Here is a 22,565-nt window from a genome sequence, read left to right as displayed (position 1 = left end):
ATTATTTCATCCTTAATTATTTGTTAAATTTTTTTAAACGTTAAACTGATAAGCTAAATTTTAGCGCCAAGTCACCATCTGCTCGCCTTGTTTATACAAATAGCTAAACTCATTAAAGGTCTGTAAAAAAACACCTTGCTCACTCACGCGAAATTGGTGAACACTGGCGTTGGCGATATGCCAGTTCAAATCAAAAGCTTGGACATCTGATAGTTTCATCACTTGCTGCATGATACTGGCAATCACGCCACCTGAGGTAAATACCATCGCATGTTCATGCTTGCCAGTTTGCGCCATCAAACGCTCAAAACCGTTCCAAGTGCGCTGCAAAAAGTGTTGCCAACTTTCATCATAGTCGCTGTCGTACTGACCGCTTTGCCAACGGCTCATGGCTTGGGTAAAAATCTCAGTAAAGCTAATCTCAGGGTGTGTTTGACTGGATAAATACGCCATAAAACTGGCTTTATCCGCAAATGGCAATCCCGCCTTATATAAGATTTGCTCATGATTAAACTCATTAAAACTGCTATCTTCACCGAGCAATAGCGGCATGGTCAAACTGGGATTTGCCTGATTTTTTAAAGCGTTTTGCACATGGTGGGTGATTTCGGTCAGTTCGATACCTTCACGGGTCACATAATAATGGCTTAAAAAATGTTTGAGACTGTCCTTTTGCCGCGCCATACTGCCTGACATCAGCGCGTGCACTTGCCGACCTGACTGGCGAAAACTATCACCAAGCCACTGGGTCTGAGCGATACCTTTTGGGGACAGTTGGTCATAATCGTCTGCGCCAAATGACGCTTGCCCATGACGGACAAGGCTGATGAGTTTCATGAAAACCCCTATAATTTATTGTTATTTTTTTCGATAAGTTCGACACAGCGGTCGTGCAAGGCGTTGACAATCACGCCAAAATCTTTGAACGCCGGATTATCCGTCTGCTGATGATAATAACGGTAATAAATCTGCTGCGCAATCGCTGCCAAACGAAACACCCCAAATACTTCATAAAAGCGCCAGTTGTCCACTTTCAGCCCTGTTTTTTGCAGGTAGTATTCGACCACTTCGGCACGCGTCATCATGCCTGGCAGATTGGTCGGCTGACGGCGCGTAGCTTTCATTACTGCATTGTCATCGGCTTGAATCCAGTAAGCTAACGCACAGCCCAAATCCATCAAGGGGTCGCCTATCGTTGCCATTTCCCAGTCGAGCACGCCAATGATGTTGGTTGGATTGTTTGGGTCCAAAATCACATTATCAAAACGCCAGTCATTATGAATCACGCTAGTTTTGACATCAGTTGGGGTGTTGGCTTTTAACCACTGACGCACATCGGCAAAATCAGGCACATCAGGCGTGCGGGCTTGCTCATAGCGCTTATCCCATCCCATGACCTGGCGCTCGCAGTAGCCTTCGCCTTTGCCAAGTGCCACCAAATCAGGGTTTTGGGTGTAATCGACCTTGTGTAAATCAATTAGCGCATCGACCACCTGCCTGCACAGCTCGCTGACTTGCTGTTCGTTTAACGTCAATGCTTTGGGCAAATTGGCGCGGGGAATAATGCCTTCGATGCGATCCATGACATAAAAATCGCAACCAATCACGCGGTCATCGGTACACAGCGCGACCATATTAGGTACCAGTGGGTATTGTGATTGCAGTGCTTTTTGAACTTTGTACTCACGCACCATATCATGGGCGGATTTGGCTTTGGTACCTTTGGGTGGGCGGCGTAAAATCAAATCACGGTTGGCATACTTTAGGCGGTATGTCCAATTGGATGCGCCCCCTGAAAATTGGGTGACTTCTGGCTGACCTTGCAAAGCGATGCCTTGGCTCATTAAATACTCGGTGACCGCGTCGCTGTCAATCTCTTCGCCTTTGCGTACTGGGTTTGTAGTATCAAGCATAATTTCATCCTTGTTTTTTATCTTGTTTTTTAACTTGTATTTTTAACGAGGTCAAATAACAAAATGACGTAACTCAATATTACGTCTTTTTTGTTAGCTAGCTATCTTTTTTGTTAACTAGCTATTAGTTATTTGGTCGTCGCTTGTTGGCGTTTTTTCACTTCCAGTTTGGCAATCATGCCTTTATGCACTTCGTCAGGTCCATCGGCAAGGCGTAGGCTACGGGCTTGGTTAAAGAACATCGGCAACAGCGTGTCTTGGCTCACACCCATCCCCCCATGCAGCTGAATCGCCATATCGACGACTTCTTGGAGTACCGTTGGGGCGACCACTTTAATCGCTGAGATTTCGGTCAACGCCGCTTTGGTACCGAGTTTATCCATTTTATAGGCAGCATACAGGGTTAACAGACGCGCTTGGTCAATTTTGACACGGGCATCAGCGATACGTTCACGGTTGCCCCCTAAATCAAGCAGCGGTTTGCCAAATGCACTACGGCTTAGCCCGCGATCGATGGCAAGCTCAAGCGATTTTTCTGCCGCGCCAATACAGCGCATACAATGGTGAATCCGACCCGGTCCTAAGCGCCCTTGTGCAATCGCAAATCCCTCGCCTGCCCCGCCGATGACGTTGCTAAGCGGTACACGCACGTTGTCAAAACGCATTTCGCCATGTCCATGCGGTGCATCATAATCATTAAACACTTTGAGCATACGTTCAATCTTGACGCCTTTGGCATCTATAGGTACTAGCACCATGGTGTGCTGATGGTGACGATCTTTAGTCTCATCTGGGGTGTGTGCCATAAAAATAATAAGTTTAGCGTTTGGATCGCCCAAACCTGAAGACCACCATTTGCGACCGTTGAGCACAATTTCATCGCCTTCGACAATCGCCGTGGCTTGCATATTGGTGGCATCACTACTGGCCACTGCAGGCTCTGTCATGCCAAACACGGAGCGAATCTCGCCTGCCAATAACGGCGTTAACCATTGCTGTTTTTGGGCGTCGTTACCGTAGCGCCAAATCAATTCCATATTACCACTATCGGGCGCATTACAGTTAAACACATGGGGGGCAATAAGACTTCTGCCAGACAACTCAGCAATATGGGCGTATTCTTGAACACTTAATCCTTGACCGAGTTGCTCATCTGGCAAAAACATATTCCAAAGATTTTGCGCACGGGCTTTGGTTTTTAATTCTTCAAGTTTGGCAGGCCATTGCCAAGTCGTCCAATCGCCTGTGGGATTAAGCTTATGCGCGGCTTGCCAAAATTCTGCTTCAATCGGTTCGATTTCGGTTTGAATAAATGCTTTGGTACGGGCGATGTAATCTTTTGCTTTATCGCTAAGTTGGAATTCCATTGAGCCTTGTCCTTTTTTGACTAAAACAATGATTGAATCAGCTTAACAGATTTATTATCATGAATAAAATGATTTTAATTAGTACAATATCATGAATAAAATTCATACAACCGGGATGTCTTAGCCAAATTATTGTGCAAACAACCGCCCTCCACTTGTAAGGTATTATCCAAATGTTGCGTAAAAACCCGTTAAAGCAGCTTGATTTAAATCTGCTTAGGCTATTTATTTATATTTTTGAGCTTAAAAATCTTACCCATACCGCAGAAGCTTTGCATTTAAGCCAATCGGCCATTAGCCATGCGTTAGGTCGTCTTCGCCAATCATTGGGGGACGAACTTTTTTATCGGGAAAAAGGTGAGCTGCACCCCACGCTGTATGCCAAACGGCTTTATCCCACCGTCAAACAAAGCTTTGAAAATCTTGAACAAATATTTCAAACTAACCATTTATTGAGCGAGGGCAAACTTGGCGAGATGGCGCAGCAGAGCTTTGCCACGTTGACGATTGCCATGCACGATGAAATTGAATTGATTGTGTTTAACAAATTGGTCAGCCAAATTCATCAAGTTTTGCCCAATTGCCAAATCACCAGTAGCCGGCTCAATCGCTCAGAACTTGCGCATGAGCTAAAAGTAGGTCAAGTGGATTTTGCCATTGATGTGGCGCGGGTGGTGGATAGTGAGATTGTGCATCAACCTTTGTTGCGAGATGAGTTTGTGATGTTGTTGTATGCGCCAAATTTTGCCGCTGAATTAGCGAACGAACCGACTATCACCCAAGCTCAGTATTTTGCCAGTCAACATATAACTGTGTCATCACGGCGGCTAGGTCTGTCGATTGAAGATAGTTTATTGTCCAAAGCAGGTTGGCAGCGGCAGAGTAAAATCCGTTGTCAGCATTATGCCACTGCTTTTCAATTGCTAAAACAAGACAAACTATTGCTCACGTTGCCGCGTCAATTAGCCACCACATTTTTGCCACCCGCCCAAGGCTGGCAGATTTTGGATTTGCCGATTGATTTGACCCATATCGAGTTACACGGCTATTGGCACCAACAACAACAGGTTGACCCGCTGTATGGGTGGCTAAGACAGCAGATTTTTAGTGCGTTTTATTAGCTGGTTGCGCTTATTCAATTATTTACAGGCTATTGATGATTTATTCAGACAATAGCTGCTCAATACGGCCAGCATGGCGCTCTTGCTGTTTAGCGAGAGTCAAACGATTGGCGATGATGATTGATTTTAACTCCGCTAATGCCACGTCGAAATTGTCATTAATCACCACATAATCAAAATTCACGTATTGCGACATTTCATTGACCGAACCGGCCAGACGTTTTTCAATCACCTCTTGACTGTCTTGTCCGCGATTGGAAAGCCGCTGGCGCAGCGATTGGCGATCAGGCGGTAGGATAAAAATGGTCGTGGCATCGGGACGCAATTTTTGCACTTGCAGCGCGCCCTGCCAGTCGATTTCTAAGATGACGTCTAAGCCATTGCTCAGCATAAATTCTACTGTGGACTGGGCGGTGCCATAGTAGTTTTCAAACACTTCAGCATGCTCCAAAAACTCACCTTGCTTAATCATATCAGCAAATATCTCGCGGCTGACAAAGTGATAATGCTGCCCATCAATTTCTCCAGGACGCGGCTTGCGAGTCGAATGCGAGATACTAACCGCCAAGTCATTGGTCGTTGCAATCAGCTGTTTGACCAGCGATGTTTTGCCAGTACCGCTTGCTGCGGTGATGATAAATAATGAGCCTTTGGTCATGACATATCCTTAGGGGTTTGATGAAGTAAGTAGTAGCCATTTTTGAATCGGCTATTTTAGCAATTTTTGCTAACAATTTCTGCGTAATTTAGCCCTTGAATAGCGATTCGCTGATTTTTTACGTTTAACATATTTTGCGTGTATGAACTCATGGTAAACTAGCCACATGAATCATCAATGACTGAAGAACTGCGTTATGAAAATTTTACTCGCCAATCCTCGTGGTTTTTGTGCTGGGGTCGATAGAGCCATCGAAATCGTCAATGTCTGCCTTGAGCGCTTTGAACCGCCTATTTATGTGCGCCATGAAGTGGTACACAACAAGTTTGTGGTAGAAGACCTTGCCAATCGCGGTGCGGTATTTGTCGAAGAGTTGGATGAAGTGCCTGATGGGGCGATTGTGATTTTTTCAGCGCATGGCGTCTCCAAAGCGGTGGAAGATGAAGCCGAGCGCCGTGATTTGACGGTGTTTGATGCCACTTGCCCACTGGTTACCAAAGTCCATATCGAAGTCAATAAATTTGCCAAAACAGGCGTAGATGCGGTGTTGATTGGTCATGCAGGTCACCCAGAAGTTGAAGGCACGATGGGGCGCTTCGATCCACAATACGGTGGACGTATTCACTTAATTGAAGATGTGATGGATGTTGCCAATCTTGACCTACCGACTGATACTGATTTGGCTTTTGTCACCCAAACCACCCTATCGATGGATGACACCGCAGAAGTGATTGATGCGCTAAAAAATAAATTCCCCAAAATCCATGCGCCGCGTAAAGATGATATTTGTTATGCCACCCAAAACCGTCAAGATGCGGTCAAGGAGCTTGCGGCGCGTTGTCAAGTGGTGTTAGTGGTGGGCTCACCCAACTCATCGAACTCCAATCGCTTGCGTGAACTCGCGGAGCGCTTGGGTGCCAAAGCGCATTTGATTGATAATGCCGGCGAAATGCAAAAAGGCTGGTTTGTAGGCGTGGATACGGTAGGCGTGACTGCGGGTGCGTCGGCGCCTGAAGTATTGATTCAAGAAGTGTTAGATACCTTACAATCTTGGGGCGGCGAAAAACCTGAAGAATTATCCGGTATTTTGGAAAACGTGACCTTTAGCTTGCCCAAAGCATTGCGCTCACCCCAACTGCGTAATCCTAGTGAATCCAAGATTTAACAGAGATATAGCATCGGATAGATGGCAAGTAAAGCCGGGTATAAGTCTGCTCGGCTTTTTATTGGTCATTTCATTATTGGTTATTTAAACAATGCTTGTATCATTTTTTTCATTATTTAAAAATTAAAAAATTGTGCCGCTTGTGCTTGAAATAGTTTTAGACTCACCCTAACTATGACAACGAACCATCATAAATTGGGTTAATTATTTTTATTCTTATTTTAGGAGTTAATTATTATGGCAGATTCAAACAAACCTGAGCCAAAAAAACATAGCTTTGAAGCTGAAGTCGCGCAACTATTACATCTAGTCACCCACTCGCTTTATTCAAATGCGGATATCTTTGTGCGTGAGCTGGTCTCAAATGCCTCTGATGCCTGTGACAAGTTGCGTTTTGAAGGCAATCAAAACGACGCGCTGTATGAAGGTGACAGTGAACTACGCATTCGCATTGATATTGATAAAGATGCCAAAACCATCAGCTTTATCGACAATGGTATCGGTATGAATGAAGCCGATGCGGTAGAGCATTTAGGTACTATTGCCAAATCAGGCACCAAAGCTTTCTTAGAAAAATTATCCGATGCCCAAAAACAAGACGGCAATTTGATTGGTCAATTTGGGGTGGGTTTTTATTCAGGTTTTATCGTAGCGGACACCATCACGGTGGAATCTCGCAAAGCAGGTGAGCCTGCCAGCCAAGGCGTACGTTGGGTTTCAGACGGTACCGGTGAATTCACCACCGAAACCATCGAAAAGCCTACCCGTGGCACGACCGTGATGTTACATGTTACCGATGAACACAGCAAATACCTTGACCGCCAAAAAATCAAATCTTTAGTCAATAAATACTCTGACCATATCAGCTTGCCCATCCAAATGCGCAAAGAAGTTTGGCAAGAAGAAGAATTAACCGAAGCGCAAAAAACTGCTAATTCAGAAGCAGGCGAAACTACCAAAGGTGAGATGCCCCAAGGTCAAATGATAACCACCGATGAATGGGAAACCATCAACCAAGCCAATGCCCTATGGACGCGCTCACCTTCAGAAATTACAGACGAAGAGTATAAAGAATTTTATAAAAATCTTACCTATGACTATGATGAGCCGCTAACTTGGACGCACAACCGTGTCGAAGGACGTTTACAATATACTCAGCTGCTATATATCCCTAAAAAAGCGCCGTTTGACCTGTACCAACGTGAGCAAAAACACGGTCTAAAACTGTACGTCAAACGTGTATTTATCATGGATGATGCCGAGCAGTTATTGCCGATGTATCTGCGTTTTGTCAAAGGGGTGATTGATACCGCGGATTTACCGCTCAATGTCAGCCGTGAAATCCTGCAAGAGTCTCGCGATGTCAAATCTATCCGCGATGGTAACGCCCGCCGTATATTGACCGTGCTAGCTAGCCTAGCCAATAGCGATGAAGCCGAAAAGCAAGAAAAATATAAACAGTTTTATGCTGAATTTGGCAACGTTTTAAAAGAAGGCTTGGGTGAAGACCAAAGCAATATGGATAAAATTGCCAAATTATTGCGCTATGCCACTACCACTGATGACAATGTGGTCACCAGCTTTGACGACTATAAAGGTCGTATGAAAGACGGTCAAAAGGCGATTTATTATCTAACAGCTGAAAACCTCGCCGCCGCCAAAGCCAGTCCGCAACTTGAAGTTTTTAAGAAAAAAGGCATTGAAGTCATCTTAATGACCAACCCCGTTGATGAATGGGCAATGAACTTTATGTTTGAGTACGATAGCACACCGCTACAAAACATCGCCAAAGGCGCGGTAGACTTGGGTGATTTGACCGATGAAGCCGAAAAAGAAGAAGCCAAAAAAGCGGAAGAAACCTTCAAGCCTGTGGTAGAAAAACTCAAAGGCGTGTTAGGTAGCCGTGCTAAAGACGTGCGCGTATCAAATCGTTTGGTGGATAGCCCTGCTCTGCTCGTTACCGCTGATGGTGAACTATCGCCACAAATGATGCAAATGCTCAAACAAATGGGTCAGCCTGTACCAGAGAGCAAACCAATTTTGGAAGTCAACCCAAACCATCCGCTGATTCAAAAATTGGAAAGCGCAGAACAGTTCGATGACCTCGCGCAAGTGATTTTTGACCAAGCATTACTTGCCGAAGGCGGTCAATTAGACGACCCTGCCGCTTATCTCAAACGCGTCAATGCGTTGTTGATGAAGTAAGTTATTTTGCTGACCTCAAAATAAAACCAATAAATAAAAAAATAAAAACCGAAGCCTAGGCTGTTGCTTAGGCTTCGGTTTTTTTTGAAAACCACCGCCATCGCATTGGCTAGTGGTTGTAAGCACCACTATTTTATCAGCGCTCGGCAAGCATACACTGTTTGGGGATTTGCTTGCGATTAAGTGAGGTGATACAGCCCCAACTACCATCGACTTTGCTATCGCCAATACGGTACATGGTCAGCGTCTGACCATTGAGCCAGCGATTAGGAAACGGCACGCCTCGTACTGTCGCTTGAATCATACAATGACTGTCAGTTGGAATGCTTTCTGCTTGGGTCAGCACTTTTAACACCACTTTTTGGTTATCTGTGCTTAGCGGTGTATTGACAGGACATTGACCGGTGGCTTTGTAGATGGCATCGACCCGTCCCTGTGCGCTTTCTACGATATCAAGCACTTCAAACAGCGTGGCGTTGGCTTTTTGTTTAGCATAAATCGGCAAAAACTGCACTTGAATCACAAACAAAGAAAACGCATAAAACCCAAACGCCAGCGCCAAACCCACTAAACTTACACCGCCGTGCCTGCGGATATGAGCCAGCTGTTTTTCCTCATCCCGCGGATACATTTCAATCGCATCGGCGATTTCACGGCGCGCCATCCGATAATAATAAGCATCGCTCCAACGTGCCACCATCACCGACCAAAACAGCCATATCACAAGCCCAATGCCAATACGTAGCGGCATACGAATTGCTTCATCAAGATTGCGTATCAATAAGTACTCTATCGCCACCAAAATGATGGTAACATTGAGCTGAATAAATGACCATCCCGCCACCGAATAGACAATGCTATCTAAAAATCGCTTACGGTATAACAGCCAAGGAAACGTCATCAAAAAACCTGCCCAATGCCACTTTGCCGTCAATCGCCCTGCCTGATCAAACTGGGCAAAACGCTTGAGATAATACGCCTGTGAACGATTGCCGATAAAGGCTTTGTCATACATCAGACGCTGTTTATCAGTCAGCTGTGGCTGCCAAAATGGCGGCGGTGATGTTTTTTCAAGAAATAACATGGCGATTACGGATTATCCATTGGTTGTTTTCACTTGTTGAGGTTTTTACTTTTTGGGGTTTTCACTTATAATAGCCGAATTTTATCACAACCACCCTTTATCACACCAACTACGATTTTTGCAAATGACGACACCCCAACATACCCAAACTTCTGAGACAGTCGATGCGGCTAGCACCGATGCACCATTGCTTTCTCCCAATCTCTCCACTACCCCACAACCGAGTGATGAAAACTCTTTATCCCCGCACTATCGCGCCATTCAAACTTTTATGAAGCGCAAAACCCATGTGGGCAAAAAGGCAGAAGCTGGGTTACAGTCAGACTTTGCTCATTTTTTTGTCCAGCCCAACTTGGACGCAATTCAAGCAATGGATATCGGCGGCATAACCAATTTGCGTGAGCTATTTTCAAACCCTGATGCGCTTTTGACATTTGAAATTGGCTTTGGTATGGGCACAAGCTTGGTGGAAATGGCAAAAAATGACCCAACACGAAACTTTATCGGCATTGAAGTGCATGAAGCAGGGCTGGGTAATTGTGCATTTTTGGCAGGGGAAATCGGTCTAAATAACCTCAAACTCATCAGTGGCGATGCAATTGCCCTGATGCAGCAATTACCGGCGGCGCATATTGACACGCTGCAGTTGTATTTTCCCGACCCTTGGCAAAAAAAGCGCCATTACAAACGCCGTTTTGTCAGTGCTGATCGCATGAGGGTGGTGGAACGGGTGCTTAAAAAAGGCGGCATGTTCCATGCTGCTACCGATTGGGAACATTATGCCCACTGGATGATTGAAGTCATGGATAGTTTAACCGCGTTTGAAAATGTCGAAGGCAAAAACAGCGAAGGTATAGGTAACTTTTTACCGCGTCCCGATTTTCGCCCCCTGACTAAATTTGAAAAACGCGGTATGGAGGAAGGTCGCGCTATTTACGATATTATGTATCGCAAAATTTAGCGCGTTGACAATTTTATGCCATAAACAGGATAATCAAAGCGATTATCCTTTTTTTATGCCTAAAATTTTTCTACAATGTGACTTTTCGTTATTAGATGGTATCTATCAGGATGTCGATTAGCGTGTGATGCCACGTAAAATCTCTATGACTGCTATCAATTTTTAGTGGTTTTATTACCTTGAATCGGGATGACCTTAGGAGTGATGGGATGACACCCGTTTATATTACATTTACGTTGTATTTGATTTTGGTATTGGGCATCGGGTTTGCGGCATATTTTGCCACGCGTAACTTTGATGACTATATTTTGGGTGGTCGTAGTCTGGGCAGTTTTGTGACCGCGATGTCGGCAGGTGCGTCAGATATGTCAGGATGGCTGCTGATGGGGTTACCTGGGGCGATTTATGTATCGGGGTTGAGTGAATCTTGGATTGCGATTGGTTTGGTGATTGGTGCGTATTTTAACTGGCTTTTAGTGGCGGGTCGACTGCGGGTGCATACTGAGTTTAATAACAATGCGCTGACTTTGCCTGAATACTTTCACCACCGCTTTGGCGCCAACAATAAATTGATTAAAATTGCTTCGGCGGCGATTATTTTGTTTTTCTTTACCATTTATTGCGCCTCAGGCATTGTCGCAGGTGCGCGGCTATTTGAAAGCTTGTTTGAAATTGACTATGCCACGGCTATGTGGCTAGGGGCATTTGCCACCATTATCTATACCTTTATTGGGGGATTTTTGGCGGTAAGCTGGACGGATACTATTCAAGCAAGTTTGATGATTTTTGCACTGGTATTCGCACCCATCATGGTTTATTTAAACTTAGGCGGTATGGATGAAATTCATGCGGCGGTCAGTATGGCGGCACAGGCAAATAACAAAAACTACGGTAACTTGCTGTTTGGTACGTCATTCGTCGGTATCATCAGTGCGGCTGCGTGGGGCTTGGGTTATTTCGGTCAGCCGCATATTTTGGCGCGTTTTATGGCAGCAAATTCGGTCAAATCACTGAATAATGCTCGTCGTATCGGTATGACTTGGATGATTTTATGCCTAGCAGGCGCGGTGGCGGTCGGTTATTTTGGGCTTGCCTATATGACGGTGCATCCTGAACAAACTGCCATTTTAAAAGATAATAACGAGCGTATCTTTATCGGTTTGGCACAATTGTTATTTAACCCTTGGATTGTCGGTGTGGTGTTGTCGGCTATTTTGGCGGCGGTCATGAGTACCCTTAGCTGTCAATTATTGGTATGCTCAAGCGCGATTACAGAAGATTTTTATAAAGGGTTTATTCGTCCTACTGCCACGCAAAAAGAGCTGGTTTGGATTGGTCGCTTCATGGTGCTTTTGGTCTCAGCGATTGCCATTGTCATTGCCCAAAACCCAGACAGCAAAGTGTTAGGATTGGTCTCGTATGCTTGGGCAGGTTTTGGCGCGGCGTTTGGTCCTGTAGTATTGATGTCGTTATTTTGGCGACGTATGACTGGCACAGGCGCGTTGGCGGGTATGCTTGTAGGCGCGTTGACGGTCATCGCTTGGAAACCATTAACCGATAGTAGTCTTTATGAAATCGTACCAGGCTTTATTTTAGGCATGATTGCCATCTATGTGGTGTCGCTGTTAACGCCCGCATCTGATAAAGTCATGGCACGTTTTGATGAAGCAGCAACCGCTTTTAAAAATGCTCGTTAACACATTGGCGATACACCGTGCAGACGAAACGCTAAATTTTTGAAAAAAATTGCAGATTATCCTTGACGAGATAGGTCGAAATACGCATAATATGCGACCACAAGACAGACACAAAATGTCTATCCTACATGGCGATGTAGCTCAGCTGGTTAGAGCGCACGACTCATAATCGTGAGGTCAAGAGTTCAAGTCTCTTCATCGCCACCATATCAAAAAAGCCAATAACTTAATGTTATTGGCTTTCTTATTTGCCAAATGTGTATTTGTGCCTTGAAATCTCGTCGAAATTTACCATAATAGTATCAACGTACCAAAATATTATATTGGTTACTGTCATACTCCCCTAATCTCTCAACCTTATGATTTATCACAACTATAAAAACCCATAAAAGGAAGCACTCTTGAGCGATACCATCAGCAGAACAGTCGATTTATCATCTCTAAAAACCCATCAACTCAAAACCTTACTTGGCGAATACAACAATCACATTAAGTATCTTGAACATCGTCTGTCAGTCCACATTCACCAACGCAAAACCGATTTTGTGATTTCAGGTGAGCTCGATTCAGTCGCGCGTGCTGAGCGTATCTTGGCACAGCTTGCCGATGAAACACAAAGCAGCGACGTCATCTCGCCAGAAGATTTGCACCTGCTCGTGCAAACGAGTTTTAGCCGTGAGCAAGATTTAGCGCTAGAGAATGATGCCGCTAGCGAAAATGGCAGCGAGCGCGTAGATAGCACTGAATTCACCCCGATTAGTTTGAGAACCCGTAAAGGAAAAATCATCCCACGCGGTTACAACCAACAGCAATATGTCAAAAAAATCTTACTCTCTGATGTTTCGTTTGGCGTAGGGCCTGCAGGGACGGGTAAGACTTACTTGGCGGTGGCTTGTGCGGTGGATATGCTAGAGCGCAATGAGATTGAGCGTATTTTGCTGGTGCGCCCTGCGGTAGAAGCAGGGGAAAAACTGGGCTTTTTACCGGGGGATTTGACCCAAAAAATCGACCCTTATCTACGCCCACTTTATGACGCTTTATATGAAATGCTAGGGTTTGAAAAAGTGGCAAAACTGATTGAAAAACAAGTCATTGAAGTAGCCCCCCTCGCTTACATGCGCGGTCGTACCTTAAATAACTCGTTTGTGATTTTGGATGAAGCACAAAATACCACCCCCGAGCAGATGAAAATGTTCTTGACCCGTTTGGGTTTTGGCTCGCGGGCGGTCATCACGGGCGATATGTCACAGGTGGATTTACCTCGCGGCACCAAGTCAGGCTTGCGGCATTCGCTAGAAATTTTGGCGGATATTGAAGAAATTCATGTGACGCGGTTTGATAGCAAAGATGTGGTACGCCATCAATTGGTTCAAAAAATCGTGCAAGCCTACGATAAATATGATGAAGCGCAAGAAGCGATTAAAGAAGCCAAAAAGCAATCGCGCCTACTTGAAAAAATCCAAGCACAGTCACAAGCCGCAAGCTCGGCTATCGGAGTGACGGATAACAACGCCCCGAGTGATAAAGCACCGAATGATAAAGCTCCGATTGATAACGCACCCATTGATATAGGTATCGCGGAGTAGCTTATGTCATCAGCTTTGCCAACCCAAATTGATTTAACAGGTGATTTAGCTGGCGCTTTGCCGCAAGCGCCGCTTAGTCAAGTGCCGATGAGTCAAGTGATAATTAGTTTTGCTGAAGACTTAATTGCGCTGCCAAATTTTGGCGAACTTGAAGCCTTGTACCAACAAGACAAGATTGTCGCTATTTTGCAACAAGTTCTGCAGTATTTTGAAAACCATCAAGACACTATCGAGATACCTAATCAACTGGGTGAATTTATCTTTCAAAAAACCGTTGAATTAGAAATTTATGTCACGGAGCCTGTGGAAGCTCGCGCTATCAATTTGGATGCGCGTGGCAAAGACTACGCCACCAATATTTTATCCTATGCCAGTGAATTGCCTGAAGCTGTGCTAGAATTACTGCCTGCATTGCCGCTAGGCGAATTAGTGATTTGCCATGCGGTGGTGGTCAGTCAAGCCGCTGAACAAGGCAAGACCATTGAGCAGCATCTGACCCATTTGCTGGTACATGGGATGCTGCATTTGCTGGGTTTTGACCATGAACTTGGGCAAGCTGAGCAAGATGAAATGGAAGCGATTGAAATCGCTGTCCTTGATAAGTTATCTGTTGCCAACCCTTATGAGTAAAATTTCAATTGAGTAAATCTATCAACAAATCAGGTATTGGCATCATCTACGCGGGCGGCACTTTTGGCAGTTATGGCAAACCGCTTGCTAGCTTAGATGCCGATATTTTTTTACCTGTGTTATCACAGATTTTACAGACCCATTTTGCCACTTATCCAAACCATGCACACGACCCTGTGGATTGGCGGATATTAGATAACCATGTCATTAAAGACAGTAGCCAGTTAACGCCTGCCGATTTTGCGCATTTTTATCAATTGATTGTACAAGCCATTGCGCAAGGGCTTCGCCAATTTGTGGTACTAACAGGCACGGATACGCTCAGCTACCTTGCGGCTTTTTTGGCAGAGTGTTTTGCGGGTAGTCATATTAGTATTGTGGTGACAGGGGCGATGAGACCTTTGCTTGATAGCAATGTGTTAACCGATTACCGCATCGACGCGCAGAGCGATGCCATACAGAATTTATTTGATGCCTGCAAATTAGCCCGTCATGGTGAGCCTGGGGTGCGGGTTTGTTTTTCTGGTGAAGATTGGCCTGCCCAAACTGTGCAAAAAATTCATAGCCATGATTTAATGGCGTTTGTGGGGCACCACCGTGCTGGTTATCCCGCCAATAGCTATACCGCAAAAATCACCCAGGCTCAGCATCAACTTTGGCTAGAAGATCGGTTAAGTGAATTGCCGCAAGTGTTTGACAGCTTGTCCCATGCCAACATTGCCACACTCTATTTGACGCCCGTGGATACGCAGTTGCTCGCCACTCGCTTGGATAATTTATTGTCTGAAAAACCTGATGCCATCATTATTTTGGCATTTGGTGCAGGCAATATGCCGTATGCCGAATCCATTAAAAACCAATTATTACAGGCGAAAAAACAAGGCTGTCTGGTTGCAGTGACGACCCAATGCGCGTATGGCGGCGTCAGCCAAGCGTATGAAGCGGGGGCATGGCTGGCTCAATGTGAAGTTTTGATGACGGGGCGGTTGACCTTACCTGCCATATTTGCGCGTCTGCTTTGGTTGATTGGCAGTTATGACACCCCTGCTCGCCGCCGTCAGCGTTGGGCGCATTGTCTAAAAGATACCCACACCGTCGCCTAATAACTGATTAGTTGTTATACTAGGCTTTTTATCGTAGGTTTTGACAAAATTGGCTTTTTTATGACTGTAAATACTTATGCGATCAGCATCGAATTTATTGGTACTCGCTATCGCGGCTGGCAACGACAACAAGAAGTTGATAGTATTCAGCAGCATGTTGAAGCAGCGTTATCAAAGATAGCCAATGAACCGATAGAAGTCATCGCTGCGGGTCGTACTGATGCAGGCGTCCATGCATCAAATATGATTGCCCATTTTCAAACCACTGCCACGCGTCAGCCTTATAATTGGCTGCGTGCCGCAAATTCTCTACTACCTGATGATATCGCGGTGCGCTGGATACAAGTGATGCCCGCTGAGTTTCATGCGCGCTTTTCTGCAATTGCTCGACGCTACCGCTATATTACCCTCAACCACCCCTTTCGACCTGCGATACTCAATCAGCAAATTACCCATGAATACGCCCCGCTTAATGTCCAACTGATGCAGCAGGCAGCAGCTTATCTGGAAGGCACTCATGATTTTACCAGTTTTCGTGCCGCTTCCTGCCAATCTAATCAACCTGTCCGCCATGTCCATTTTGCCAAATTGATTGCGCATGGTGAACTGTTGGTGCTAGATATCCAAGCCGATGGTTTTTTGCATCACATGGTGCGAAATATTATGGGTACGTTATTTGAAATTGGGCGCGGTGAAAAGCCAGTCGCATGGATTGAAGCATTGCTACTTAGCAAAAATCGGTCACTTGCGGCAGCGACGGCTTCTGCCGATGGGCTGTACTTTATCAATGCGCTGTATCCACCCCAATTTCAATCACTGTTACCTGCAACAAGGCTATCCCCTATTTGGCTAAATTTGCCTGAATAAGGGCACGATGAGCGCAAATCTTTTAGCTGTTTTTTTCAATTGATTGATTTGGGGGTTAAAAGTTGCGATAACACACGCATCAGCGTATAATCTGCATTTATACATTTGACTCATAGATATAGGTATTATGGCAAAAAAAGACGATGTAATTGAATTTGAAGGCGAAGTGGTCGATACTTTACCTAACACATTATTTAAAGTGCGTTTAGAAAATGGGCATGAAATTATTGCGCACATTTCTGGAAAAATGCGTAAAAACTATATTCGTATCTTAACAGGCGATAAAGTTAAAGTTGAAATGACACCTTACGACTTATCGAAAGGACGTATCACTTACCGCGGTCGATAGTTGTTTAGCTAGATATAGTCAGTAAAAAGAGGGTGTTAACTCATTGGGTTAACACCCTCTTTTTTTTGTGACTGTTCAGGTCAATAAATTCTTACAAAAATGTGATTCTATGGTTGTCAATTGTTAAAATTTTGATTATTCTTTACCTAACCAAAGGAAGGTATTACGTCAACTTTAATTTACTAATAAGTTTTTGTTAAATTAGCTGTTAGACGTGATGATTAAAATCAAACAGGGAGCTTCACATGTCATTTAAAATTTCTTCTCTTGCGCTAGCCATTGCTACGCTTTCTACTGTTTCTATCGCAAACGCCGCCGGTCTAGACCGTTCTACCCAACCAAGCTGGGCTTTTACCGAGCAAGGTACTTTTGCCTATGTTGAGCACATTACCATCGATCCAACAATCGAAGGTAAAGATAACGCAAAAGTTGCGACAACTGACGCAAACTTTACCGCTGGTCGCAATGTCCCTGATATGGCGGATGATTACCAGTTTTTAAACTTTGGCGCAAAAGCCGATGTTAATGATACCATCAGCGTAGGGGCATTTTTTGATCAACCTTGGGGTGCCGATGTTGAGTTTTCTGGCGATAACAACTTTGTTGGTGCACCAACTTCTATAGTGAATGGTATCTATGCTCAGGCAGCAGCGGGATTGCAAAATGCAGGTATTGCACTGCCTGTTACCAATGCTACAGAACTGCAAACCGCTATCTCAACCATCCAAAATCAAGTTACTGCAGGGCAAGCGCGATTAGATGCAGCAAATACTCAATTAGCGAGAGCCCAAGCTGCTTTGGCTGCTAACCCTGCATTAGCGCCTGTTTTAACGCCACAAATTACTGCACTTCAACAAGGGATTGCTGCAGGTACTACCCAAGTTGCGGCTGGTAACCAAGCAGTTAAGACTTTATCTACCGCACAAGCGGCTTCACAAAATTTATCTAAAGTCACAGGTGCAACCAACGTTTCTTTCAGCAGCCAAAATTTCACAGGACTGTTGGGGGTAAAACTGGGTGAAAAGAAAAATATTCAAATCTATGGCGGTCCTACGATTCAGCGTTTAGAAGGTGATGTCCACTTACGTGGTAACGCTTATAAAACCGCCTCTGGCTATGATGCAAATATTACGCGTGATACGGCTTATGGCTGGATGGCTGGGATTGCTTATTTAAAACCTGAAATTGCCCTCAAAGCCGCGTTAACTTATCGCTCTGAAATCGACCACGACGTCAATATGACGGAAAATCTTCCTGCACTTGGTGCAGCGGGTGTCGGCTCCAATGAAATTACTATCACCACGCCAAAATCTGTTAACTTAGATTTCCAAACAGGTCTCAATCCAACAACCCTTTTAACTGCAAAAGCACGTTGGGTACCTTGGAGCGATTTTGCGATTAAACCAAAAATCTATGGTAGCGCAAGTGGTTTAAATTTAGTTTCTTATGACGATGACGCTTGGACTGCTGAAGTCGGTCTAGGTAAGAAACTATCGCCACAATTAGCTATTTCGGGCGCTGTTGGTTATGACTCAGGTGCAGGCAATCCCATCACTTCTCTAGGACCTGTGGAGGGTAACTGGAATGTGGGTTTGGGAGCAAAATACAATTTGACACCTGAATGGGCTATCTCAGGCGGCGTTAAATACTTAATGTTTGGTGATGCCAAAGCGAAACTACCTGATGGTAGCATTGTTGGCGATTTCCAAGACAATGATGGTTGGGTATACGGCTTACGTTTATCTTACCAAAAGAAATAAGATAACTTTCAATAACATGAAAGCCAATCTGTTCATCAGGTTGGCTTTTTTTATGTGTCTAGTTAATCAATTGTTGATACAGTAAGCGCTTCATGATTATCAAACAGATGCTGCTTCAACGACATATTGTAGGGTTTAATTTGCAAAATTGGTTAGGGCTATTGTGAGATTACCAATGCTTGGTACCGTGATGCCATTGGCTTTTCTTGGGTAAAGTTTGGCTTTTTGCACTTGTTGGCAAATAAATTTATCCACCGCTTGATCACCCGATGTTTGCGTAATCCTGCATTTTTCCACGCCACCTTGGGCATTGACATTGAGTTTTACTTGTAGGCTGGATAGCTGTTTTAGTGTCACAATACGGGATAAATTGGGTGGTAACTGCGTGTTAGGTCTTTTCTGCCAACTTGCATCCGCATTGCCAAAGGTGATGGGTGTTGCTGGCTTTGGTGACGAATTAATAGCTGGGACAGCGGAGATAGCTGAAATAACTGGGCTAACGGGCTGATTTGGCGTTTTTTTTATTTGAGGGCGCATCGAGTCTTTAGATGATTTAGCAGATGATTTAGCACGCTCATCGTGAGTTATAGGTTTTAAAGCATACTCAGCATTGGTATGGCTTTGGTCAGTAGTAGCTGAGTTGGTGATAGTAGCTGATTTGGGTTGAGCAAGAGATTGGCTAGTGTTTGAACTTATGTTGCGTTCTATTTGCGCCGCTTGCTGTTGTTCATAGTTGGCGTTATTTTCACGCACGTTCAGTAATGGCTCGCTAGGAATATCTTGTGATTTTTTTTGGGGTTGAGTTTGGCTTCGACTTCGACTTCGACTTTGACTTTGACTTGCTGTAGATAACGAAGTTTTAAGTTGACTGGCTTTTTTTTGGTTAGTCGAATTATCTATCGTTGGTCTGAGTTCGATTGGCTTGTGGTTATTATCTTTTGCTGGGTGATTCACCAGTTTAGCGGGTGTAGGGTTTGGTGTTGGGAACGGTTTTTCCTTAATATCAGCCGCTTGTGTGTTATCGCTAAAATAAGGTTGTTTGGCAGGGTCTGCATGATGGATAACCACAGTCTGCGGTTGTGAATGGTAGGTTTGTGAGGGGTAAGGCTTCAGCTGGATAAAGCTAATTTCGAGCGGCTGTGTGGTTTGCGGTTTGATTTTTAATGGCGTTTGGTACTGAAAAAATAGATATAGCAGCAGCCCATGCAACGCAGTAACAATGCCAACTACCGCTACCCTAATATATAGTTTTGACGATTTGTTATCAGATGATGGGGTAGATAGCATAACAGGAAAATCGCTTGATGCACGCTTGAATGATGACAGATGATATTGCCATGGTAATATAATTGTGCCATAAAGTCGCTTGTCCATTGACTTCCTCCCCTCCCTAAAGCGAGGGGATTCCTTCTGCAAGACGGTGAAGCCCCACCGCAAACCTTAAATAGTGGCAACCGCCCGTACGACACACCGTACATTTAAGGTTCTTATTTTAAACTAATCCTACCATTAGGATTGTCAATAGACACGGATTAGCTTAAGTGTGTGTTTGGAGTGCCTTACCAGTTAAGTTACTGCGTACTCGCAATTTAGTCTTAACTTAACTGTTGAGTGCAAGACATTAAATATAGTGATATGAGTATAGCAAATCTTATAGAGTTAAGCAATTGCCTTATATCCACCACCTGAAGTCGCAGGTTTACGGCAAGGTCAGATAATGACGCTTTTTTGCTTATCAATTGATTCAGCGGGCTTGGCAAGGCAGGCATTTTTTGCATGGGTGGCAATCCAATCTTTATGCAAGAAAAAACCTAAAATGAATAAAATTCATTATTTTTAAATTTTAATTCGTTTTTATTCATCTTCATTTTAGCGTATAACTGTCTTTGTACTTTTAGCTGTGACGATTTTTAGTAATCGTAGGGTGCTAAAAGAAAATTTTTTGCGCGACTGTTACGGAGACTATAGACATGACTTTACCGATTGATTGTCATATCAAAACCACTGCATTTGATGAAAACTACCAACCTGCCAAAGATACTAGGCTGACTACCAACTTTGCCAATCTGGCACGGGGTGAACACCGCAAGCAAAACTTACGCAATACCCTGCAAATGATTAACCATCGATTTAATGACTTGGCACATTGGGACAATGTGACGGGCGACCGCTATCAGGTCGAGCTTGAAATTGTATCTGCCCATCTTGAGATAGCGGGTACCAAAGATAGCTTTCCGGCTATTGAGATTTTAAAAACCGTTATCTTTGACACCCATACCCAGCAGCGAATCGATGGCATCGTGGGTAACAGTTTTTCTTCCTATGTGCGCGATTATGACTTTAGTGTATGGCTGTTGGCGCATAACAAAAACCAGCCATCGTTTAGCGTGCCCGAGCGCTTTGGGGATTTGCATGGTAAGTTGTTTGATTATGTGTTGAACTCGCCTGCCTATCGTGAGCAATTTAACAAACCCCCGGTGATTTGTCTGAGTGTATCGACCACCAAGACTTATACCCGAACTGCCAATTGTCATCCAATTTTGGGCATTGAATATGTACAAGACGCGTATTCGCTGACGGATGAGTACTTTAGCAAAATGGGGTTATCGGTGCGTTATTTTATGCCGCCAAAATCAGTGGCACCTTTTGCATTTTATTTTAAAGGTGATTTGCTCAACGACTACACCAACCTTGAGCTTATCAGCGCGATTAGCACGATGGAAACGTTCCAAAAAATCTATCGTCCTGAGATTTATAACGCCAATAGCGTGGCAGGTCAAAGTTATCAGCCCAGTTTAAATCATGAGGATTATTCACTGACCAAAATCGAGTATGACCGTGAAGAGCGCAGCCAGCTGGCGATTCAACAAGGTCAATACACAGAAACCCACTTTATCAAACCCTATCAAACCTTATTACAAAACTGGTTAAATTCCCAAGTAGCTTAACCCAAGTAGCTTAACCCAAGTAGCTTAACCCAAGTAGCTTAATAAGTCGCTTAAGCAGTTTTTGCTGACACCAAACAATCAAAGAGAAAACAATGACGACACTTTTTCCAACATCAACGGCAGGTAGCCTGCCTAAACCCAGCTGGCTTGCTGAACCTGAACAACTTTGGTCACCTTGGAAGCTGACAGACAGCGCCCTTGTCCAAGGCAAACAAGATGCGTTATTGGTATCATTGCAGCAGCAATTAGCAGCGGGCATTGATATTGTGAGTGATGGCGAGCAAACCCGCCAACATTTTGTCACCACCTTTATTGAGCATCTAGATGGGGTTGATTTTGCCAATCGCGCTACGGTAAAAATTCGCAATCGCTATGAAGCCAGTGTGCCGACTGTGGTGGGTGCGGTGTCGCGCCCGCAATCGGTATTTGCGAAGGACGCCAAGTTTTTGCGTCAGCACACAGACAAACCTATCAAATGGGCATTGCCTGGCCCCATGACCATGATTGATACGTTAAGTGACCAATACTACGGCAGCCGCGAAAAACTGGCTTGGGAATTTGCCAAAATACTCAACCAAGAAGCCAAAGAACTGGAGGCGGCAGGGGTCGATATTATTCAATTTGATGAGCCTGCCTTTAATGTATTTTTTGATGAAGTTAATGATTGGGGTATTGCGGCACTCGAACGTGCTATCGAAGGGTTGAAATGTGACACTGCCGTCCATATCTGTTATGGTTATGGTATCAAAGCCAATACCGATTGGAAACAAACCTTGGGCAGTGAATGGCGACAATATGAAGCCATTTTCCCCAAACTGCAACAATCGGCGATTGATATGGTGTCGCTAGAATGTCAAAATTCGCGCGTACCGATGGAACTTATCGAATTGATTCGTGGCAAAAAAGTGATGGTGGGCGCGATTGATGTGGCGACGCATCAGATAGAAACGCCTGAACAAGTGGCAGAGACGCTGCATAAAGCCTTGCAATTTGTGGATGCTAAAAATTTGTACCCTTGTACCAATTGCGGAATGGCGCCGCTCCCCCGTCATGTGGCACAAGGCAAGCTGTCTGCCTTAGCACAAGGCGCCAAGCTCGTCCGAAATGACTATTTAGCCACGCATCAATTGGACGACCTAATAATTTAAAAA

The 22,565-nt window shown here is 44.5% G+C and carries 19 protein-coding genes and 1 tRNA gene; 14 read left to right on the top strand and 6 right to left on the bottom strand.

Features of this window, described 5'->3' with window-relative positions:
* Positions 1-60: 60 nt before the first annotated feature.
* From ACAM39_RS04060 to ACAM39_RS04050, 3 genes are all read right to left on the bottom strand, one after another.
* On the bottom strand, positions 61-837 hold the full coding sequence (locus tag ACAM39_RS04060; RefSeq protein ID WP_369628302.1) for a histidine phosphatase family protein: 777 nt from the start codon (positions 835-837) through the stop codon (positions 61-63).
* Positions 838-845: 8 nt separating this feature from the next.
* Complete coding sequence (locus ACAM39_RS04055; RefSeq protein ID WP_369628301.1) at positions 846-1,913, bottom strand: phosphotransferase family protein; 1,068 nt, start codon at positions 1,911-1,913, stop codon at positions 846-848.
* A 128-nt stretch (positions 1,914-2,041) separates the two neighbouring features.
* Positions 2,042-3,280 (bottom strand): acyl-CoA dehydrogenase family protein, encoded by a 1,239-nt coding sequence (locus ACAM39_RS04050; protein ID WP_369628300.1) that lies wholly within the window; start codon positions 3,278-3,280, stop codon positions 2,042-2,044.
* Positions 3,281-3,453: 173 nt separating this feature from the next.
* Between ACAM39_RS04050 and ACAM39_RS04045 the strand changes: the two genes are divergently transcribed.
* On the top strand, positions 3,454-4,401 hold the full coding sequence (locus ACAM39_RS04045; RefSeq protein ID WP_369628299.1) for a LysR family transcriptional regulator: 948 nt from the start codon (positions 3,454-3,456) through the stop codon (positions 4,399-4,401).
* Between the two features lie 40 nt (positions 4,402-4,441).
* Here the strand turns inward: ACAM39_RS04045 and gmk are convergent, their stop codons facing one another.
* Positions 4,442-5,059 (bottom strand): guanylate kinase, encoded by a 618-nt coding sequence (gmk, locus tag ACAM39_RS04040; RefSeq protein ID WP_062334573.1) that lies wholly within the window; start codon positions 5,057-5,059, stop codon positions 4,442-4,444.
* A gap of 196 nt (positions 5,060-5,255) precedes the next feature.
* On the opposite strand from gmk, the gene ispH reads away from it, so the two are divergent.
* Together ispH and htpG are read left to right on the top strand one after the other, a co-directional pair.
* The gene (gene ispH, locus ACAM39_RS04035; RefSeq protein ID WP_369628298.1) at positions 5,256-6,224 is read left to right on the top strand and encodes a 4-hydroxy-3-methylbut-2-enyl diphosphate reductase; all 969 of its coding nucleotides are present in this window, start codon (positions 5,256-5,258) and stop codon (positions 6,222-6,224) included.
* 237 nt (positions 6,225-6,461) lie between these two features.
* The gene (htpG, locus tag ACAM39_RS04030; protein ID WP_369628297.1) at positions 6,462-8,429 is read left to right on the top strand and encodes a molecular chaperone HtpG; all 1,968 of its coding nucleotides are present in this window, start codon (positions 6,462-6,464) and stop codon (positions 8,427-8,429) included.
* 136 nt (positions 8,430-8,565) lie between these two features.
* Here the strand turns inward: htpG and ACAM39_RS04025 are convergent, their stop codons facing one another.
* Complete coding sequence (locus ACAM39_RS04025; RefSeq protein ID WP_239741893.1) at positions 8,566-9,513, bottom strand: pilin; 948 nt, start codon at positions 9,511-9,513, stop codon at positions 8,566-8,568.
* A gap of 124 nt (positions 9,514-9,637) precedes the next feature.
* Here ACAM39_RS04025 and trmB point away from each other — a divergent pair, with 124 nt between their 5' ends.
* The 9 genes from trmB (at position 9,638) to ACAM39_RS03980 (ending at position 18,466) form a co-directional block, all read left to right on the top strand.
* Positions 9,638-10,474 carry a tRNA (guanosine(46)-N7)-methyltransferase TrmB gene (gene trmB, locus ACAM39_RS04020; RefSeq protein WP_369628296.1) on the top strand — a complete coding sequence of 279 codons (837 nt, stop codon included), beginning with the start codon at positions 9,638-9,640 and terminating at the stop codon, positions 10,472-10,474.
* A 209-nt stretch (positions 10,475-10,683) separates the two neighbouring features.
* Positions 10,684-12,171, top strand: a complete 1,488-nt coding sequence (gene putP, locus ACAM39_RS04015; RefSeq protein ID WP_369628295.1) for a sodium/proline symporter PutP — start codon at positions 10,684-10,686, stop codon at positions 12,169-12,171.
* 130 nt (positions 12,172-12,301) lie between these two features.
* Positions 12,302-12,378: transfer RNA gene (locus ACAM39_RS04010), tRNA-Met, on the top strand.
* Between the two features lie 194 nt (positions 12,379-12,572).
* The gene (locus ACAM39_RS04005) at positions 12,573-13,757 is read left to right on the top strand and encodes a PhoH family protein (RefSeq protein WP_369628294.1); all 1,185 of its coding nucleotides are present in this window, start codon (positions 12,573-12,575) and stop codon (positions 13,755-13,757) included.
* Positions 13,758-13,760: 3 nt separating this feature from the next.
* A complete protein-coding gene (gene ybeY / locus ACAM39_RS04000; RefSeq protein ID WP_309575412.1) occupies positions 13,761-14,387 on the top strand; it encodes an rRNA maturation RNase YbeY in 627 nt (208 codons plus the stop codon).
* Positions 14,388-14,395: 8 nt separating this feature from the next.
* A complete protein-coding gene (locus ACAM39_RS03995; RefSeq protein ID WP_369628293.1) occupies positions 14,396-15,490 on the top strand; it encodes an asparaginase in 1,095 nt (364 codons plus the stop codon).
* 60 nt (positions 15,491-15,550) lie between these two features.
* The gene (gene truA, locus ACAM39_RS03990; protein ID WP_369628292.1) at positions 15,551-16,357 is read left to right on the top strand and encodes a tRNA pseudouridine(38-40) synthase TruA; all 807 of its coding nucleotides are present in this window, start codon (positions 15,551-15,553) and stop codon (positions 16,355-16,357) included.
* A 127-nt stretch (positions 16,358-16,484) separates the two neighbouring features.
* The gene (gene infA / locus ACAM39_RS03985; protein WP_007116282.1) at positions 16,485-16,706 is read left to right on the top strand and encodes a translation initiation factor IF-1; all 222 of its coding nucleotides are present in this window, start codon (positions 16,485-16,487) and stop codon (positions 16,704-16,706) included.
* Between the two features lie 245 nt (positions 16,707-16,951).
* Positions 16,952-18,466 (top strand): outer membrane protein transport protein, encoded by a 1,515-nt coding sequence (locus tag ACAM39_RS03980; protein WP_369628291.1) that lies wholly within the window; start codon positions 16,952-16,954, stop codon positions 18,464-18,466.
* Between the two features lie 135 nt (positions 18,467-18,601).
* Here the strand turns inward: ACAM39_RS03980 and ACAM39_RS03975 are convergent, their stop codons facing one another.
* A complete protein-coding gene (locus ACAM39_RS03975; protein WP_369628290.1) occupies positions 18,602-19,840 on the bottom strand; it encodes an energy transducer TonB in 1,239 nt (412 codons plus the stop codon).
* Between the two features lie 596 nt (positions 19,841-20,436).
* On the opposite strand from ACAM39_RS03975, the gene ACAM39_RS03970 reads away from it, so the two are divergent.
* Positions 20,437-21,414, top strand: a complete 978-nt coding sequence (locus ACAM39_RS03970; protein ID WP_369628289.1) for a DUF1852 domain-containing protein — start codon at positions 20,437-20,439, stop codon at positions 21,412-21,414.
* Between the two features lie 92 nt (positions 21,415-21,506).
* The gene (locus ACAM39_RS03965) at positions 21,507-22,562 is read left to right on the top strand and encodes a methionine synthase (RefSeq protein ID WP_369628288.1); all 1,056 of its coding nucleotides are present in this window, start codon (positions 21,507-21,509) and stop codon (positions 22,560-22,562) included.
* Positions 22,563-22,565: the final 3 nt, after the last annotated feature.

This window comes from Moraxella sp. K02 (assembly GCF_041154755.1).
Taxonomy (GTDB): domain Bacteria; phylum Pseudomonadota; class Gammaproteobacteria; order Pseudomonadales; family Moraxellaceae; genus Faucicola.
This window is presented reverse-complemented; position numbering and strand designations above follow the sequence as displayed.

Excerpts from the sequence above, each read along its gene's own strand:
- ACAM39_RS04060 (WP_369628302.1), bottom strand. The coding sequence starts at position 837 with ATGAAACTCATCAGCCTTGTCCGTCATGGGCAAGCGTCATTTGGCGCA.
- ACAM39_RS04055 (WP_369628301.1), bottom strand. The coding sequence starts at position 1,913 with ATGCTTGATACTACAAACCCAGTACGCAAAGGCGAAGAGATTGACAGC.
- ACAM39_RS04050 (WP_369628300.1), bottom strand. The coding sequence starts at position 3,280 with ATGGAATTCCAACTTAGCGATAAAGCAAAAGATTACATCGCCCGTACC.
- ACAM39_RS04045 (WP_369628299.1), top strand. The coding sequence starts at position 3,454 with ATGTTGCGTAAAAACCCGTTAAAGCAGCTTGATTTAAATCTGCTTAGG.
- gmk (WP_062334573.1), bottom strand. The coding sequence starts at position 5,059 with ATGACCAAAGGCTCATTATTTATCATCACCGCAGCAAGCGGTACTGGC.
- ispH (WP_369628298.1), top strand. The coding sequence starts at position 5,256 with ATGAAAATTTTACTCGCCAATCCTCGTGGTTTTTGTGCTGGGGTCGAT.
- htpG (WP_369628297.1), top strand. The coding sequence starts at position 6,462 with ATGGCAGATTCAAACAAACCTGAGCCAAAAAAACATAGCTTTGAAGCT.
- ACAM39_RS04025 (WP_239741893.1), bottom strand. The coding sequence starts at position 9,513 with ATGTTATTTCTTGAAAAAACATCACCGCCGCCATTTTGGCAGCCACAG.
- trmB (WP_369628296.1), top strand. The coding sequence starts at position 9,638 with ATGACGACACCCCAACATACCCAAACTTCTGAGACAGTCGATGCGGCT.
- putP (WP_369628295.1), top strand. The coding sequence starts at position 10,684 with ATGACACCCGTTTATATTACATTTACGTTGTATTTGATTTTGGTATTG.
- ybeY (WP_309575412.1), top strand. The coding sequence starts at position 13,761 with ATGTCATCAGCTTTGCCAACCCAAATTGATTTAACAGGTGATTTAGCT.
- truA (WP_369628292.1), top strand. The coding sequence starts at position 15,551 with ATGACTGTAAATACTTATGCGATCAGCATCGAATTTATTGGTACTCGC.
- infA (WP_007116282.1), top strand. The coding sequence starts at position 16,485 with ATGGCAAAAAAAGACGATGTAATTGAATTTGAAGGCGAAGTGGTCGAT.
- ACAM39_RS03980 (WP_369628291.1), top strand. The coding sequence starts at position 16,952 with ATGTCATTTAAAATTTCTTCTCTTGCGCTAGCCATTGCTACGCTTTCT.
- ACAM39_RS03975 (WP_369628290.1), bottom strand. The coding sequence starts at position 19,840 with ATGGACAAGCGACTTTATGGCACAATTATATTACCATGGCAATATCAT.
- ACAM39_RS03970 (WP_369628289.1), top strand. The coding sequence starts at position 20,437 with ATGACTTTACCGATTGATTGTCATATCAAAACCACTGCATTTGATGAA.
- ACAM39_RS03965 (WP_369628288.1), top strand. The coding sequence starts at position 21,507 with ATGACGACACTTTTTCCAACATCAACGGCAGGTAGCCTGCCTAAACCC.